Origin of the sequence: Verrucosispora sp. TAA-831 (assembly GCF_050780145.1) — a bacterium.
Lineage (GTDB): Bacteria > Actinomycetota > Actinomycetes > Mycobacteriales > Micromonosporaceae > Micromonospora.
In genome coordinates this window covers 6,020,948-6,037,512 of the sequence record NZ_CP192240.1, presented here as the reverse complement: position 1 = coordinate 6,037,512, position 16,565 = coordinate 6,020,948, and the positions used below count along the sequence as shown (strand labels likewise).

The 16,565-nt window shown below is 72.4% G+C and carries 14 protein-coding genes; 6 read left to right on the top strand and 8 right to left on the bottom strand.

Going from position 1 to position 16,565, the window contains the following annotated elements; all coding sequences use genetic code 11:
• The first annotated feature begins 145 nt into the window (after nucleotides 1-145).
• The 3 genes from ACQVFL_RS26860 to ACQVFL_RS26850 all read left to right on the top strand — a co-directional run bounded on the left by ACQVFL_RS26860 (nucleotide 146) and on the right by ACQVFL_RS26850 (nucleotide 4,496).
• Nucleotides 146-1,162 (top strand): coiled-coil domain-containing protein, encoded by a 1,017-nt coding sequence (locus ACQVFL_RS26860; RefSeq protein WP_396690132.1) that lies wholly within the window; start codon nucleotides 146-148, stop codon nucleotides 1,160-1,162.
• 36 nt (nucleotides 1,163-1,198) lie between these two features.
• Complete coding sequence (locus ACQVFL_RS26855; protein WP_431727842.1) at nucleotides 1,199-2,752, top strand: fused MFS/spermidine synthase; 1,554 nt, start codon at nucleotides 1,199-1,201, stop codon at nucleotides 2,750-2,752.
• 70 nt (nucleotides 2,753-2,822) lie between these two features.
• Nucleotides 2,823-4,496 (top strand): protein kinase domain-containing protein, encoded by a 1,674-nt coding sequence (locus tag ACQVFL_RS26850; RefSeq protein ID WP_431727841.1) that lies wholly within the window; start codon nucleotides 2,823-2,825, stop codon nucleotides 4,494-4,496.
• Nucleotides 4,497-4,498: 2 nt separating this feature from the next.
• On the opposite strand, the gene ACQVFL_RS26845 is transcribed toward ACQVFL_RS26850, so the two are convergent.
• The 3 genes from ACQVFL_RS26845 to ACQVFL_RS26835 all read right to left on the bottom strand — a co-directional run bounded on the left by ACQVFL_RS26845 (nucleotide 4,499) and on the right by ACQVFL_RS26835 (nucleotide 7,363).
• Nucleotides 4,499-5,170, bottom strand: a complete 672-nt coding sequence (locus ACQVFL_RS26845) for a potassium channel family protein (RefSeq protein ID WP_431727840.1) — start codon at nucleotides 5,168-5,170, stop codon at nucleotides 4,499-4,501.
• Nucleotides 5,160-6,494 carry a TrkH family potassium uptake protein gene (locus ACQVFL_RS26840; protein ID WP_396690139.1) on the bottom strand — a complete coding sequence of 445 codons (1,335 nt, stop codon included), beginning with the start codon at nucleotides 6,492-6,494 and terminating at the stop codon, nucleotides 5,160-5,162. The genes ACQVFL_RS26845 and ACQVFL_RS26840 overlap by 11 nt, the downstream gene beginning before the upstream one ends.
• Nucleotides 6,495-6,574: 80 nt before the next feature.
• Nucleotides 6,575-7,363 (bottom strand): hypothetical protein, encoded by a 789-nt coding sequence (locus ACQVFL_RS26835; protein WP_431727839.1) that lies wholly within the window; start codon nucleotides 7,361-7,363, stop codon nucleotides 6,575-6,577.
• Nucleotides 7,364-7,572: 209 nt separating this feature from the next.
• Between ACQVFL_RS26835 and ACQVFL_RS26830 the strand changes: the two genes are divergently transcribed.
• Both ACQVFL_RS26830 and ACQVFL_RS26825 read left to right on the top strand, forming a co-directional pair.
• Nucleotides 7,573-9,732, top strand: a complete 2,160-nt coding sequence (locus tag ACQVFL_RS26830; protein WP_431727838.1) for a DEAD/DEAH box helicase — start codon at nucleotides 7,573-7,575, stop codon at nucleotides 9,730-9,732.
• A 132-nt stretch (nucleotides 9,733-9,864) separates the two neighbouring features.
• Complete coding sequence (locus tag ACQVFL_RS26825; RefSeq protein WP_396690144.1) at nucleotides 9,865-10,866, top strand: hypothetical protein; 1,002 nt, start codon at nucleotides 9,865-9,867, stop codon at nucleotides 10,864-10,866.
• A 1-nt stretch (nucleotide 10,867) separates the two neighbouring features.
• On the opposite strand, the gene ACQVFL_RS26820 is transcribed toward ACQVFL_RS26825, so the two are convergent.
• The 3 genes from ACQVFL_RS26820 to ACQVFL_RS26810 all read right to left on the bottom strand — a co-directional run bounded on the left by ACQVFL_RS26820 (nucleotide 10,868) and on the right by ACQVFL_RS26810 (nucleotide 14,532).
• Nucleotides 10,868-11,284: a helix-turn-helix domain-containing protein gene (locus tag ACQVFL_RS26820; protein ID WP_396690146.1), complete on the bottom strand. Its 417-nt coding sequence runs from the start codon at nucleotides 11,282-11,284 to the stop codon at nucleotides 10,868-10,870.
• A gap of 118 nt (nucleotides 11,285-11,402) precedes the next feature.
• Nucleotides 11,403-12,557 (bottom strand): class I SAM-dependent methyltransferase, encoded by a 1,155-nt coding sequence (locus ACQVFL_RS26815; RefSeq protein WP_396690148.1) that lies wholly within the window; start codon nucleotides 12,555-12,557, stop codon nucleotides 11,403-11,405.
• Between the two features lie 250 nt (nucleotides 12,558-12,807).
• A complete protein-coding gene (locus ACQVFL_RS26810; protein ID WP_431727837.1) occupies nucleotides 12,808-14,532 on the bottom strand; it encodes a DEAD/DEAH box helicase in 1,725 nt (574 codons plus the stop codon).
• Nucleotides 14,533-14,888: 356 nt separating this feature from the next.
• On the opposite strand from ACQVFL_RS26810, the gene ACQVFL_RS26805 reads away from it, so the two are divergent.
• Nucleotides 14,889-15,542, top strand: a complete 654-nt coding sequence (locus ACQVFL_RS26805; RefSeq protein ID WP_396690152.1) for a ferritin-like fold-containing protein — start codon at nucleotides 14,889-14,891, stop codon at nucleotides 15,540-15,542.
• 3 nt (nucleotides 15,543-15,545) lie between these two features.
• Here the strand turns inward: ACQVFL_RS26805 and ACQVFL_RS26800 are convergent, their stop codons facing one another.
• Nucleotides 15,546-15,776 (bottom strand): DUF3107 domain-containing protein, encoded by a 231-nt coding sequence (locus ACQVFL_RS26800; RefSeq protein ID WP_131056703.1) that lies wholly within the window; start codon nucleotides 15,774-15,776, stop codon nucleotides 15,546-15,548.
• Between the two features lie 63 nt (nucleotides 15,777-15,839).
• Nucleotides 15,840-16,478, bottom strand: a complete 639-nt coding sequence (locus tag ACQVFL_RS26795) for a TetR/AcrR family transcriptional regulator (protein WP_350692955.1) — start codon at nucleotides 16,476-16,478, stop codon at nucleotides 15,840-15,842.
• Nucleotides 16,479-16,565 lie beyond the last annotated feature (87 nt).

The following is a 16,565-nucleotide window of genomic DNA, read 5'->3' as shown; positions in this document are numbered from 1 at the left end:
ACCGGGTTCGGGGGCGTGGTTCCGCCGGCCAGGTCCGGTATCCTGACCGGCGGTCTCCGCCAGCAGGCCGCCGACCGACGTCGGCGGCGGCCGCCGCCGCGCAGCGCCTCATCGGAGGCCCGGCGGCCGACGAGAGGATGCTTCCGTGCGCAGGTCCATGCCCATCGGTCGGCGGGTAACACGGCCGCTGATCGCACTGCTCGCCGCTGTGGCACTGCTGTTCGGCCTCGGTGCTGTGCCGGCGTACGCCGAGCCCAACGAGGGGGGCACCAAGAAGCTGCGGGACGCCCTGGAGTCGACCGCCAAGGCGCACATCGAGGCCAAACGGAAGCTCGAAGGCTCGGAGAAGCGGCAGAAGGAGATGGCCAAGCAGTTGGCCGACGTGGAGGGCCGGCTGGGCGAGCTGACCGATCTGGTCGGCGAGGTGGCCGCGCAGTCCTACCGGGTGGGTCGGCTGAGCGCGGCGGCCGCGCTGCTGGACAGCGGCACCCCGGAGGCGTTCGTGCAGCGCGCCGCCAGCCTCGACATGATGGCCCAGCGTGACGGTCGTCGGGTACGTGAGCTGAGCGCGGCCCGCGAGGAGGCCCGGCAGGCCAAGCTCGCGATCAACGCCGAGGTGCGCGAGCAGCGCAAGCAGCTCGCCGTGATGGCGAAGAAGAAGAAGGAGGCCGAGACGGCCCTGGCCGCGGTCAGCTCGGGCGGCAGCGGCGGCTTCAGCGGCGGCAACTCCAGCTCGGCCAGCCCGGCACCGCGCAACTCAGACGGATCCTGGCCCGGCGAGTCGTGCTCGGTGAACGACCCGACCACCTCCGGCTGCATCACCGCGCGCACGCTGCACATGCTCAACCAGACCAAGGCCGCCGGCTACAAGCGGCACGTCTCCTGCTACCGCAGCGGCGGCTCGGGCGAGCATCCGAAGGGCCGGGCCTGCGACTTCTCGGCGGCCACGAACGGCTTCGAGGACCGTACGGCCACCGGCGGCGACAAATCGTACGGGGACAGCCTGGCCGCCTGGCACGTCCGCAACGCGGACCGGCTGGGCATCCTCTACGTCATCTGGTACCGCCAGATCTGGCACCCCGGCACCGGCTGGCGGGCGTACGGCGGCAGCGGCAGTCCGGCCGCGGATCACACGAACCATGTTCACACCTCGATGTACTGACCCGGCACCCGTCTCCTGCTGCGTACCATCGCCACGATGAACTCTCCATCGCCTGAGGTGGCGGTGCCTGCGGTGCCCTCCGAACCGGAGGCACCCCGGGCCCTGCCCAACGGGCTCGCCGCGTTCCTGGTCTTCTACTCCAGCGGAGCCGTCCTGGTCCTGGAGACCGCCGCGCTGCGCCTGGTCGGGCCGTATGTGGGGGTCACTCTCCAGGTGACCAGCTCGGTCATCGGCATCGCGTTGGCCGCGATCGCGTACGGGGCGTGGGCGGGCGGCTGGCTGGCCGACCGGCGCAACCCGCGTACGCTGCTGGCGCCCGCGCTGGTGCTCTCCGGCATCGCCACCGCGATCACCCTGCCGGCGGTGCGGTACGCCGGTGAGGTGCTGCGTGGCGGTGCGGAGAGCGCGATCCTGCTGCTGGTGGTGGTCGCCGTCTTCGCGCCCGCGATGCTGCTCTCCTCGGTCAGCCCGCTGGTGATCAAGCTCCAGCTCGCCGACCTGCGCCGGACCGGTCAGGTGGTCGGCCGGCTCTCCGGCATCGGCACGCTGGGCGCGGTGACGGCCACCCTGGTCACCGGCTTCGTGTTGGTCGCCGCGCTGCCCAGCACGGTCATCCTGTTCGGGCTGGCCGCCTCGCTGGGCATCACCGGCATCGCGCTCGGGGTGTACCTGCACCGGCAGGACCGGGCGAGCCTGCCCGGACCGGCCCGGGCCAAGGCCGCGTTGGCGTTGCTGGGCCTGGTCGGCGTGGGGCTGACCGTGGTGGCACCGGATCCGTGCGACGTGGAGACGGCGTACCACTGCGCCCGGGTGGAGGCCGATCCCGGCCGGTCCACCGGGCGGACGCTGCTGCTGAACTCGGCCCAGCACTCGTACGTCGACCTGGCCGACCCGACCCACCTGGAGTACGCGTACACCCGCTGGATCGGGGCGGTGGCGGACGTGTTGGCACCGCCGGGGCAGCGGCTCGATGCGTTGCACCTGGGCGGCGGTGGGTTCACCGTGCCGCGCTACCTGACCGCCACCCGGCCGGGCACCGACAACCTGGTCTTCGAGATCGACGGCGGGCTGGTCGAGTTGGGCGAGCGCCACCTCGGCGTACGCCAGGGGCCGGACCTGCGGGCCGAGGTGGGTGACGCCCGGATGCTGGTGGCCGCGGAGGGCACCGACACGCGGGACTTCGTGGTCGGCGACGCGTTCGGGCACCTGGTGGTGCCGTGGCACCTGGCGACCCGGGAGATGGCCGCCGAGGTGCGGCGGGTCACCCGGCCCGGCGGGGTGTACGTGCAGAACGTGATCGACTATCCGCCGCTGCGCTTCATCCGTAGCGAGGTCGCCACCGTCGCCGCCGAGTTCCGGCACGTGGCGCTGATCGCCCCGCCGGAGGCACTGGCCGGGGAGCGGGGTGCGAACTTCCTCATCGTCGCCTCGGACGCCCCGCTGCCGCTGGCCGCCGTCCGGGCCCGTCTGGACGACCGCAACGAGGCGGTCAGCCTGCTCTCCGGCGGCGACCTGACCGACTTCGTCGGTGACGCACTGGTGTTGACCGATGATTACGCGCCGGTGGACCAACTGCTCGCGACCGCCTGATCGGGTGAGATCCTGACCGAATCTGACCAGAAAGGTGTAGGCGGGTTCGTGTCGGGCAACAACGCCGACCATGGGTGGTGGCCAACGCATGGGCACGCAACTGCTCGGTGAGCGGTACCGGTTGATCGAGCAGGTCGGCACCGGCGGCATGTCGGTGGTCTGGCGCGGCTACGACGAGGTGCTGGGCCGCCAGGTGGCGGTCAAGGTCCTCGCGTCCCGGCTGGCCAGCGACCGGGCGTTCCGGCACCGGATCCGGATCGAGGCGCAGGCCGCCGCCCGGCTCTGCCACCCCAACATCACCAACGTGTACGACTACGGGGAGTCCGAGCAGGTGGGGCTGACCGTGCCGTACGTGGTGATGGAACTCATCGACGGCGCTCCGTTGACCGCACGGCTGCGCCGGGACGCCCGGCTGCCCTGGCGGGAGGCGGTGACGGTGGCGGCGGAGGTGTCCTCCGCGCTGGCCACCGCGCACGCCCGGGGCGTGGTGCACCGCGACGTCACGCCCGGCAACGTGATGCTCACCCCGACCGGCGTGAAGGTCGTCGACTTCGGCATCTCGGCGCTGGTCGGAGAGAGCGAGAAGGGGCCGGACGGCACGCTGCTCGGCACCCCCGCCTACCTCGCCCCGGAACGGCTCGACAACGGCCAGGTCAGCCCCGCCACCGACGTGTACGCGGTCGGGCTGCTGCTCTACCGGATGCTCACCGGGCGGCTGCCCTGGCAGGCCGACACCACCACCCAGATGCTGCGGGCACATCTGTACCGCGAACCCGAGCCGATGCCGGACGTGCCGGAGCTGCCCGACGGCGTCGCCGAGCTGGTGCGCCGCTGCCTGGCGAAGCGGCCGGAGGACCGGCCGCGCACCGCCGACCTGGCCCGGTGCCTCGCCGAGGCGGTCGGCAAGGTGACCGCGCGGGCCGACGACGGGCGGGCCGCCACGCCGATGCTGCTGGCCAGCGTCGGCACCACGATCCTGCCGTGGTCGGCCGCGACCGACGCGCTGCCCTTCGCCGGCCTGCGTACCCGCCGCGCGGCGACCCGTCGCCGCCGGATCGAGGCGGCGGTGGCCGCCACCGCGCTGATCGGCGTGACGGCGATGGTCTGGACGATGACCTCGCACAACCCGGCCAGTGGCGGCATCGACCAGCCCACCCAGGCCCGGATGGGCATCGAGCAGACGATCCCCTGCCAGGTCAGCTACGCGTTGCGGAAGGACTCGGGCACCGAGTTCACCGCCGAGCTGAGCCTGACCAACACCGGTGAGCGGGAACTGCGCGACTGGACGATGAGCTTCACCTTCCCCGGCAAGCAGAAGGTGACCAAGGCGAGCCCGGCCCAGGCACGCCAGCAGGGGCGGTCGGTCGCGGTGCAGCCGGCGTCGGAGAAGCCGGCGCTGGCGCCGGGTGCCACCGAGAAGTTGAGCCTGACCGGCCGGTACACCGGGCCGAACCCGCTGCCGCTGGAGTTCCGGGTCGGCGACGCGCGGTGCGGCGTGCAGGTCTCCGGGGTCGCCGGGAGCACGCCGCCCGCCGCGAAACCGGTGAAGGCCGCCACGACGTCCAAGGGCTCGGGTGGCTCCGGTGGTGCCAAGACCAAGAGCGGCGCGGAGAAGAAGCCGGCCGGCACGAAGACCAAGTCGGGCAAGGACAAGTCGGGTAAGGACAAGCAGCCGGGTAAGGAGAAGCAGCCGGGCAAGGACAAGCCGAAGAAGAAGGGCAAGCCCGGCAAGGGAAAGAACTGACCTCAGGTCATCAGGGAGAACCGCTGTACGTGGTCGATGGTCCCCTCGACGATGAGGGTGCTGCCCCGGACCAGCTCCAGCCCGTCGTTGACGTAGCGGAAACGGGTCTCGTCGGGCGGCTTGACGCCGATGACGCGTATGCCGTAGCGGTCCAGGAGGCGTACCTCGCTGACCGCGTGCCCCACAAGTGACTCGGGTACGCGCAGCTTGGCGATGGCGAACGCGTCGTCGAACTCCATGAAGTCGAGCATCCGGCTGACGATCAGGTGGGCCAGCCGCTCGCCGGTCTCCGCCTCGGGAAAGATCACGTGCTGCGCGCCGACCGAGGACAGGATCTTCGCGTGCTGCGCCGAGGTGGCCCGTGCCCAGATCTGCGGTACGCCGAGTTCGACCAGGGCCAGCACGGTCAACACACTGGCCTGCACCGAGGCGCCGATGGCCACCACCACACGTTGCAGGTCGGCGACGCCGAGCTGGCGCAAGGCGTCCTCGTCGGTGGAGTCGGCCTGGGCCACCTCGTCGAGCTGGGCCGACCACTTCTGCACCTGCTGGGCGTTGCGGTCGATGGCCAGCACGTCGTGCCCGAGGGCGCTGAGCGACTCGGCCAGATGGCAGCCGAAGCGGCCCAGCCCGATCACGGCGATGGCCTCGTCGTCGGATCTTCTAGCCGACAATGGGTTGCTCCTCTGGATAGCGGTAGAGCCGGCGGCGGGTGTTCAGGGCGATGGCCGAGCCGAGGGTGAGCGGACCGACCCGGCCGATGTACATCAGGACGGTCAGCAGGAACACACCGCCGTCCTCCAGTGACGACGTCAGCCCGACCGTGAGCCCGGTGGTGCTGAACGCCGAGGTGATCTCGAACAGCGCGTCGCTGAGCGGCACCCCGTCGGTGAGCAGGATCAACACGCTGGTGCCGGCGGCCACCATCGCAACGCTGAGCAGGGTGACGGTCAACGCCTGCCGCTGGCTCGACGTGGCGATCCGGCGGTGCCCGACCGTGACGTCCGGCTCACCCCGGATCTCCGCCCACATGATGAACGCGAGCAGGAAGAACGTGGACACCTTGATGCCACCGGCGGTGCTGGCGCTGCCGCCGCCGATGAACATCAAGGCGGTCAGCAACGGGTAGCTCTCCTCCCGCAACCGGTCGATCGGCATCACCTCGAAGCCGCCGGTACGCGAGAGCGTGATCTGGGTGAACGCGGCGTTCACCTTGCCCGGTACGTCGTACTGGCCGATGGTCCACGGGTTGGACCATTCGCTGGCCAGCAGCATCACGAACCCGACGCCCACCAGCACGACGCTGCCCCAGATTGTGAGCTTGGTGGCCACCGCCCAACGCATCGGCCGCCGCCACTGGCGGACCGCCTCGAACAACGCCGGGAAGCCCAGCCCACCCACGATCGAACCGAGGGCCAACGGCAGGGTCACCCAGGGGTCCCGCGAGAAGGCCAGCAGCCCGTCGGAGTAGAGCGAGAAGCCGGAGTTGTTGAACGCCTGGATCGAGTGGAACAACGCCGACCAGAGCGCCCGCCTCGGGGTGTACTCGTAGCCGAGCCAGAGCCGGGCGGCGACCAGGACCGTCATCACCGCCTCGCAGGCCAGCACCGTCGCAGCGATGCGCACCAGCAACCGGCGTACGTCACCCGGCCCGTACTCCAGAGTCTCGGCCTGCACCAGCATCCGGTTGTGCAGACCGAGGCGGCGGGACACGGTCAGGATCACCAGGGCGGCGAGCGTCAGGATGCCGATGCCGCCGATCTGGGTCAGCACCGTGATCACCACCAGCCCCGTCTCGGACCAGTAGTTCGGCGTGTCGGTGACGGCCAGCCCGGTGACCGAGACCGCCGAGGTAGCGGTGAACAGGGCGACGAGGAAGGGGGCGTCCTGCCGGGTGAGCGTCATCGGGCTCAGCATCAGCAGACCGGTGCTGAGCAGGATCGTCACCAGGAAGCCGACCGGCACCAGCCGGACGGGGTGACGAAGGAACCGGCGCACCAGCCAATCTTCCGATTCCGGCCGGTTGAGGGTGCAGGAATCCAGAGGATGCGGCACGGAGCCGGGCCGCCCCGGGCCGATCAGCCGTTGAGCAGGTCGTACGCCGCCTTGGGTGCCTTCTTCGCCTCGTCCTCGGTGAACGCGACGATCGCGGGGGCGGTGCCGAAGTCGAAGTACTCGACCACGTACTCCGATGCCTTCTGCTCCCCGGCGGCCGGGATATCCAGGGTGAGCGAGGTGAGGTTGCCGTCCGCGCCCACCACGGCGGTGAGCGGGACCTGGGTGGCGGTGTCGCCGAGCTTGGCCACGCCGTCCAGGACGTCTGCCAGGTCCGGCTGGGCGGACAGGTCCACCGTGCCGGTGTACGTCCCACCCTCACCGGCCTGGATGTCGCTGGCCGCCTGCATGATCACCTGGACGTTGCCGGGGTCGGTGCCCTCGTAGGTGGGCAGGGAGTCCGGTCCCTCGATCTTGGCCGGGTCCAGCTCCATCCACGTGGTGGGCAGTTTCATCAACTCCTGGATGTCCTTCGAGCCCTTGAAGTTGACCTTCATCCAGGTGCGCGACTCGATCATGCGGAAGGACATCTCCAGGGTGAAGTCCTTGTCCTTGGTGACCGTGTCGATGTCCATGCCCCGATTCGTCGGGTCGACCACTCCGGACACCCCGCCCGAGGTGGTGAAGCGGAACGCCGGATCCTGCTCACCGGGTACGGCCGCCAGCAGTTCCTGCTTGGGGTCGGGTGGCGGCGGTGCCGCCTCCGGGGTGGCCTTGTCGTCACAGCCGGCCACCAGGGTCGCGGTCAGCAGGGCGATCGCCGCGACCGCGAAGCGCCGGGTCGTGGCGGTGGTGCCGGTTCGCTGAGTCATCTCGTCTCTCTTCCGCGGATCGAACGGAATCGTATGCCAGGCGCCCCGGCACCGCCGTACACCACCACGTCGCCCGCCCAGCCCGCCGCCCACACGGCCACCGCGCACCGCACCAACCGTCCGGCCATCGCGCCGCCCACTCCCGCCATCGCGCCGCCCACCGGTCACCGCACCGGTCGATCGTCTGACGGTGCTGGTAGAAAGGCCGGATGAGCCAGGAACGGACGGCGATCCGGCAGCGGGCCGAGGCGGTGCTGCGGCGGCTGGCGGGCGAGGACGCCCGGCTCCGGGAGGACCAGTGGCGGGCGATCGAGGCGCTGGTGGTGGACCGGCGACGGGTGCTCTGCGTGCAGCGCACCGGTTGGGGCAAGTCGGCGGTCTACTTCGTGGCCACCGCGCTGCTGCGGCAACAGGTGGACGGCCGGGAACCGGCCGGGCCCACCGTGATCGTGTCGCCGCTGCTGGCGTTGATGCGTAACCAGGTCGAGGCGGCGGCCCGCGCGGGTATCCGGGCGCGCACCATCAACTCGGCCAACCTGGACGAGTGGGACGAGATCACCGGCGAGATCCACGCCGGTGCGGTGGACGTGCTGCTGATCAGCCCGGAGCGGCTCAACAACCCGGACTTCCGGGACGGCGTACTGCCGAGGCTGGCCGCCACCACCGGCCTGCTGGTGGTCGACGAGGCGCACTGCGTGTCGGACTGGGGGCACGACTTCCGGCCGGACTACCGCCGGCTGCGGACCTTCCTCGGCAACCTGCCCGAGCAGACGCCGGTGCTGGCCACCACCGCCACCGCCAACGAGCGGGTGACGCGGGACGTGGCCGAGCAGCTCGGCACGGAGACGGCCACGCCGGGTCAGCAGCGTCCGGACGTGCTCGTGCTGCGCGGCAGCCTGGACCGGGAGTCGCTGCGGTTGGCCGTACTCGACCTGCCGAGCCCGGCGCACCGGCTCGGCTGGCTCGCCGACCACCTGGACCGGCTGCCCGGCTCCGGCATCGTCTACACGCTGACCGTGGCGTCGGCGACCGAGACCGCCGAGTTCCTGCGGTCGCGGGGCTGGACGGTGGCCGCGTACACCGGGCAGGCCGAGGACGCCGACCGTCGCGCCGCCGAGCAGGACCTGCTCGACAACAAGATCAAGGCGTTGGTCGCCACCAGCGCGCTCGGCATGGGCTTCGACAAACCCGACCTCGGCTTCGTGGTGCACCTGGGCGCGCCGCCGTCGCCGATCGCCTACTACCAGCAGGTCGGGCGTGCCGGCCGAGCGGTCGAGCACGCCGAGGTGCTGCTGCTGCCCGGCACCGAGGACCAGGCCATCTGGCGATACTTCGCGTCGCTCGCCTTCCCGCCCGAGGAGCAGGTCCGCGCGGTGCTGGCCGCCCTGCACACCGACCGGCCGCTCTCCACCCAGGCCCTGGAGCCCCTGGTCGACCTGCGCCGGGCCCGGCTGGAGCTGATGCTCAAGGTGCTCGACGTGGACGGCGCCGTCCGCCGGGTGCGCGGTGGTTGGCTCGCCACCGGCGAACCCTGGGTCTACGACGAGCCCCGGTTGCGGCGCGTCGCCGCCGCCCGCGCCGACGAGCAACAGGCGATGCTCGGGTACGCCACGACGACCGACTGCCGGATGCGATACCTCCGCGACTGCCTGGACGACGCGGAGGCGACCGAGTGTGGACGCTGCGACCGGTGCGCCGAGCCGCTGTTCACGGCGGAGGTGTCACCGGCCGCGCTGACCACCGCGCAGACGTTCCTGGGCCGCCCCGGCGTGCCGCTCGCGCCCAAGAAGCTCTGGCCGACCGGGCTGGAGGCGGTCGGCGTACCGCTGAAGGGCCGGATCGCCCCGACGGAGCAGGCGCTTCCCGGACGGGCCGTGGGTCGGCTCTCCGATCTCGGCTGGGGTTCTCGCCTACGCGGTCTGGTCGGAGCGGGCACCTCGGACGGCCCGCTCCCGGACGACCTGGCCGCCGCCGTCATCGAGGTGCTCAAGGCGTGGGCGCACGGCGACGACCCGTGGCCCCGCCGCCCGGCGGGCGTGGTCGCGGTCGACTCACGGACCCACCCGCTGCTGGTCGGGTCGCTGGCCGAGCGGATCGCCGCCGTCGGGCGGCTGCCGCTGTTGGGCCGGGTCGTCTCGGCGGGTCCGCCGGCCGGGCCGCGTGGCAACAGCGCCCAGCGGGTACGCACCCTGCACGGCACCCTCACCGTGCCCGAGCCGCTCCCCGACGCCCTCGCCGGGCTGGACGGCCCGGTGCTGCTCGTCGACGACCTGGTCGACTCGGGTTGGACGATGACGATGGCGGCCCGGGAACTGCGCCGCGCCGGTGCCCCCGACGTCCTGCCGCTGGCCCTGGCGGTGGCGGGCTGACGCTCTGCACACGGTCGGCGGACACCTCCGCCCACGTGCCGAGCCCGACCGGGACCGGTCTGCGGGTGCGACCGGAGCCACGACCGGGCGGACCCGCCGGGGCACCGGAGCACCCGGCGGTACGGTGGGCGCATGGCTGACCAGGAACCCGACGCTCCCGCGTTCGGGTCGGTGCGGGTCGCCGAGCGACCGACGGCGGGCGGCGACCCGGACGCGGTCTCCGCGACGCCGGACCGGGCCACGCTGCGGCTGGCCCTGGTGGTCGGCGGGCTGGTGCTGGCGGTGCTGCTCGGCTTCGGGCTCGGCCGGCTCAACGGCGGCGGTCCGGCGACGGCCCTCGGCGGCGCGGGGGACAGCGCGCTGGCCGACCACAGCCACGCACCCGGCGTCGGCGCGCACTCGCACGGCGCCGACCAGGACGCCGCCGCCGAGGCCGGCGGGCTGGCGATCAGCCGGGACGGCTACACGCTCGCCCCGCTGTCCGCCGAGTTCACCGCCGGGCGCCAAGGTGAGCTGCGGTTCCGGATCGAGGACGGGCAACGGCGTACGGTCACCCGGTTCGCGGTCGTGCACGACAAGCCGATGCACGTCATCGTGGTGCGCCGCGACCTGAGCGGCTTCCAGCACCTGCACCCGACCATGACGCCGGACGGCACCTGGTCGGTGCCGCTCACCCTGGCGCAGCCCGGCCTCTGGCGGGCGTACGCCGACTTCACCGCGCTCGCCGACGACGGGCGGCAGACCGCCACCACGCTCGGTGTGGACCTGGTCGCCCCGGGCACGTACCAGCCCCGGGACCTGCCCGCCCCGGCCACCACCGACACGGTCGACGGGTGGACCGTCGGATACCAGGGCGACCCCGAACCCGGGCTGACGGTGCCACTGAGTTTCCGGGTCGGCGGTGCGGACGGCACCGCCCCGGAGCTGGAGCGGTACCTCGGCGCGTACGGGCACCTCGTCGCGTTGCGCGAGGGCGACCTCGGGTATCTGCACGTGCACCCCGAGACGGAGCTGGTCGACGGCACGATCCGGTTCTGGCTGACCACGCCGGGTCCGGGGCGCTACCGCCTCTATCTGGACTTCGCGACCGGCGGGGAGGTCCGCACCGCCGAGTTCACGGTGACGGTGGGCTAGCTCAGCCGGCCCGGCGGATCGGTCGGCGGGCGAGGTAGCGCAGCAGGTCACGGATGTGGTGTTTCTCCTCGGCCGGGACGCTCGGATCGGCCAGCCGTTGCAGGATCACCCGGACGTCGGCCTCGACCGGACCCTCGTCGCCGCGCCGCCACGGCCCGGGGCCGGCGTCGGGCAGGCCGAGCGCCCGGAAGGCCGCCGCCACCGGCAGGTCCAGCGCGGCGCAGAAGCCGCGTACCTTCGCCAACTCGGGGTAGTCCTGCCAGTCACCGGCCAGCCAGCGGAAGACGGTGGACCGACCGACGCCGGTGTGCCCGGCCAGGTCGGTGACCGTCCAGCCGCGTTCCTCCCGGGCGTCGTCGATGGCACGGCGCACGAAGCGCGCGAACGCCATCTGCGGCGAGACCTCTGCCGAACCCATCCGGTGGGTATGCCCTCCCGACCGGCACCCGACGGTGCGTTCTTCGAGACTAGTACGCGAAGGTGCGGAAACAACTGACTGATCGACCAGACGACAGAGACGGCGGAGACGAGTCGGGTCAACGCTTCTCGGGCGGCGGCGCGAGCAGCGTCTCCAGTCGTGGTGAGACCCGCCACTGCGCCACCAGCTCCTGGTACTCCGCGCGCTGGGCGTCGGTCGGCCCGGCATCGGTGCGTCGTGCCCGGATCAGCAGGTTGCGCGGGGTGTGCGCCGAGTCGACGAACTCGACCACCTCGGCCCGGTAGCCGTGCAGCCGCAACAGCCCGGCCCGCAGCGCGTCGGTGAGGACGTCCGCGAGGCGTTCCCGGAGGATCCCCTGCCGGGTCAGCAGCTCGTAGGGCGTGGGTGCCGGGCGGGTGCGGAGCTGTGCGGCGATGTCGTGGTGGCAGCAGGGCGCGGCCAGTACCCACCGGGCTCCCCAGCGCACCGCGCGGGCCAGCGCCTCGTCGGTGGCGGTGTCGCAGGCGTGCAGGGCGAGGACCAGGTCCGGTGCCGGCTCGACGACCGCGTCGGCGATGGTGCCGGCCACGAAGCGGACCCGTTCGGCCCAGCCGAGCCGCTGCGCCAGCGCGGTGTTGCGCTGGCGCTGGTCGTCGCGGACGTCGACGCCGATCAGGTCGACGTCCCACCCGAGCCCGGACAGATAGCGGTACGCGGCGAAGCTCAGGTACGCGTTGCCGCAGCCCAGGTCCACCACGCGCAGCGGACCCGGCGTGTCGGGCAGCGTCGCCGCCAGCGCCCGCAGGAACGCGTCCACCTGACGACGCTTGGCCGCCGAGCCGCCGATCTCGGCGAAGAGCGGGTCACCCGGGTCGAGCAGGTACTCCTTGGCCCGGTCGTGCCCGGTCGGCGCGGCGGCCGGGCGGGTGCCGGCACTGCGGTGCACCTGCGCCTCACCCGACTTGGTGACCCGCAGTTGCAGCGTGGCCCCGGTGGTCTCCACGTGCCAGTTGCCGAACGGCTCGGCCAGCAGCGCCTCGACCGCCGCGTCCGCCTCCGGCCCGGAGGCCACGTTGCGGGTGTACGGCCGCTCGCCGTCGGAGGTGGAGATCTGCAACCTCGGGCCGGCCTTGAGCGCGACCGGCCGCAGCTCGGCCCGGACCACGGAGGGCCGCTGGCCGCGTCGGCGACCGGCGGCCACCGCCCGGGTCAGCGCGGGATCCAGCAGCATCGAGCGGACCTCGGCCAGGGCGGAGTCCAACGGTTCGGGCATCGCTCCATCTTCCATGTCGTGCAGGGGTACGCCGACAGCGGCGGGCCGTCGGTGACGCCGGGCACCCGGCAGCGGGTGCAGGGGACCGGGGCGACGGCGACCGGACGGGCGATGCTGGGCGTTCCGGGCGGGCGGTGGCGCTGTGCGTGCGGGGCGGCGGGTGCTGACGCAGCGCGCCGACGACCGGGCAGGTCGTCGGCGCGATGTCGTTGCGTGTCTCGCTGTGCTCCGCCCGACGGGCGGAACGGGATCAGTCGGTGCTCGCCTCGGCCGGTCCACCGCTGGCGGAGGCGGTGGCCCGGCGGCGGCGTCGGCGGCGCGGGCGGGACGCCTCGGCGCTGCCCTCGGTGCCGGTGGCGGCCTCGGCGGGGGTGCCCGTCTCGGCCGGGTTGGTCGAGTCGACACCGGCGATGACCTCGCCGGCCCGACGGCGCCGACGGCGGCGCGGCGTGCGGGTGCCCTCGCCGGCCTCGTCGGACAGCTCCGCGCTGGACTCGGCGGACTCCGGTCCGGCGTCGTCGCCCTGCCCACGACCGCTCTCGGCGCGGCCACGGCCCTCGCCGCGACCTCGGCCCTCACCGCGTCCACCGCCTTCGCCGCGACCGCGACCCTGGCGCCGTCCGGCGCCGCGCGGCTCGCCGCCCCGGCGGGAGCGACCGCCACCCAGGTCCTCCTCGACCTCGGCGGCCAACCCGGCGCGGGTCCGCTCGGCGGTCGGCAGGGTGCCGGTCACCTCGGTCGAGATGTGCAGGTCGGTGTAGAGGTGCGGGGAGGTGTGGTACGTCTCCTGCGGCTCGGGCATGTCCAGCCCGAGCGTCTTGTCGATGATCCGCCAGCGGGGCATGTCGTCCCAGTCGACGAACGTGACCGCCACACCGGTCGCTCCGGCCCGGCCGGTCCGGCCGATGCGGTGCGTGTAGGTGTCCTGGTCCTCGGGGCAGTCGTAGTTGATCACGTGCGTCACGCCGCTGACGTCGATGCCCCGGGCCGCGACGTCGGTGGCGACCAGAGTGTCGATCTTGCCGGCGCGGAACGCCCGCAGGGCCCGCTCACGGGCGCCCTGCCCGAGGTCGCCGTGCACGGCCGCGACCGCGAAGCCACGGAAGTCCAGGTCCTCGGCGACCCGGTCGGCGGCCCGCTTCGTCCGCGTGAAGATCATCGTGAGGCCACGGCTCTCGGCCTGGAGGATCCGGGCGACGATCTCGATCTTGTTCATCGAGTGGGTGCGGTAGACCAACTGCTCGGTCTGCGGGGACGGACCGGTCTCGGCGGTGTGCCCGGCGTGGATCGTGATCGGGTGCCGCAGGAACCGGCGGGACAGCGTCACGATCGGGTCCGGCATGGTGGCGGAGAACAGCATGGTCTGCCGGTCCTCCGGGAGCATCGCCAGGATCCGCTCGACGTCGTCGAGGAAGCCCAGGTCGAGCATCCGGTCGGCCTCGTCCAGCACCAGCGCGCGTACGCCGTGCAGGCGCAGGTGCTTCTGCTTGGCCAGGTCGAGCAGGCGGCCGGGCGTGCCGACGAGGATCTCCACGCCCTTGCGCAGCGCGTCGACCTGCGGCTCGTACGCGACGCCGCCGTAGATCGGAAGCACCCGGACGCCCCGGGTGCGGCCGGCGGCGGCGATGTCCTTGGCTACCTGGATGCCCAGTTCACGGGTGGGTACGACGACGAGTGCCTGCGGCACGCCGTCGCTGCCCTCGTTCGGTGCGAAGACCCGCTCCAGCAGCGGGACGCCGAAGCCGAGGGTCTTGCCGGTGCCGGTCGGGGCCTGCCCGATCAGGTCGGCGCCGCGCAGCGCGATCGGCAGCGCGTACTCCTGGATGGCGAAGGCGCGGGTGATGCCGGCCGCGGCCAGCGCGTCCACCGTCTCGGCGCGTGCGCCCAGCTCGGCGAAGGTCGGTGCCTCCGGTCGGACCGGGGCGGTCGGGGCCAGTTCCTGGCCGTCTGTGAGGTCTTGAATCGGCTCACTCATGTGGATTTGGGGGTGCCCTCTCGTGGGTGCGCCCCGTCATGTCCTCAGGGCGCGTTCGGTTTTGGCGCGGGCCACACGGTCGGCGGCAGAAGTGCCGAGCGGACCGGGCCGCACGCGCGCCGTGGGTCGGACTTCGACCGGGTTGGATCTGAATCCGGTCGGGATCGGCGCCTACGGCAACTAGTCCATGTTACCTGAACGGCGGTGAAGCCGTCCCGATTCCAATCCGGCAAGAGCCGCCGGGAGAGCCGATGTGTGAGCCGTATCACACATGCGGATGGCTGTGGGTGGTCGACGCGCGCCACGGTGCCTCGTCGGGCACTCCGGGGCGGAACGGTGAGCGGTAGCCTGCGCGGGTGTCCGCCCCCGCCGCGCCCGACCACGCCGTCGCCGATCTGCTCGGTCTGGTGGCCCTCGGTGAACTGCTCGCCTTCGAACGTCTGGCGGCCGATGCCCGGTTCGCCCCGGATCTGCGCCGTCGTGCCGCGTTGGGCGAGATGGCCGCCGCCGAGATCACCAACTACCGGCGGCTGGCCGACCGGCTGGCGGTGCTCGGCGTACCGGTCGAGGAGGCGATGGCGGCCTACGTCGAACCGTTGCAGGGATACCACGACTCCACCGAGCCCCGGGACTGGGCCGAGGCGGTCACCAAGGCGTACGTGGGGGACGGGATCACCGACGACTTCCTCCGCGAGATCGCCGAGGCGCTGCGGGAGCCGGACCGGCAACTGGTCCTGGACGTGCTGCACGAGTCGCGGTACGCGGAGTTCGCCGCCGCCGAGATCCGGCACGCCCTCGCGGCGGATCCGAAGGTCGCGGGACGGCTGTCGATGTGGGCCCGGCGGCTGGTCGGTGAGGCGTTGTCCCAGGCGGGCCGGGTGGTCGCCGCCGACCAGGGGGCGTTCACCGCCCTGATCGTCGCGGACGGGCGGACGGACGTGCCCGGATTGTTCCGGCGGCTGACCGCCGCGCACACCGCGCGGATGGCCGCCGCCGGCCTCAACAACTGATCGTCAGCGGACGGTGAAGCCCACCGCCCGAGGGGACGCCTCGGCGATCTCGACGTAAGCGACCTTGCTGACCGGCACGATGACCCGCCGGCCCTTCTCGTCGGTCAGGGAGAGCGTGCCGCCCTCGTTCCTGGCCATCGCGTCGGTCACGATCTGCTCGATCTCGGCCGGCGACTGCGCGCTCTCCAGGACCAGCTCGCGCGGTGCGTACTGCACCCCGATCTTGACCTCCACTGTGCCTCCTCCGTCGGGCGAAATGGTCGCCGTGCGAAGGCTATCCGATCACAAGGTGCGAGTTCAGGCTGACTCACCTTGCAGCGGGAAGCTGGCGATGCCCCGCCAGGACAGCGCGGCGACCAACGCCTCCGCCTCGGCCTTGGGTACCTGCCGCCCGCGGGCCAGCCAGAACTGTGCCGCGGTCTCGGCGGCCCCGACCAGGCCGGAGGCGAGCAGTTCCGCGTGCGCCCGACTGACCCCGGTGTCCGAGATGATGGTGTCGGTGATCGCCGCGATGCAGCCCTGCTCGACCCGCTCCACGCGCTGGCGCACGGCCGGGTCGTTGCGCAGGTCCGACTCGAAGACCAGGCGGAACGCCTCGCTCTCGTGGTCCACGAAGTCGAAGTACGCCCGTACCGACGCGCTGACCCGCTCCTTGTTGTCGGCGGTGCTCGCCATCGCGTCGTGCACCTTGGCGACGATTGCGTCACAGTGCGTGTCGAGCAGGGCGAGGTACAGCTCCATCTTGCCGGGGAAGTGCTGGTACAACACGGGCTTGGAGACCCCGGCCCGCTCGGCGATGTCGTCCATGGCCGCGGCGTGGTAGCCCTGCGCGACGAATACCTCCTGAGCAGCGGCGAGTAGCTGCTTGCGGCGTGCCGAACGGGGCAGGCGGGTCGGCCTGCCGGTGGTCTGGGCGCCGTTCCCCACAGCGGTCATGGGAACCTCCGAGTCTGTAGACGGGCCGCATTTCGCCCGAACCGCCCAAGGCCGCCATGGCCCCGTGCGGAATTGGCCCGCCGCTGT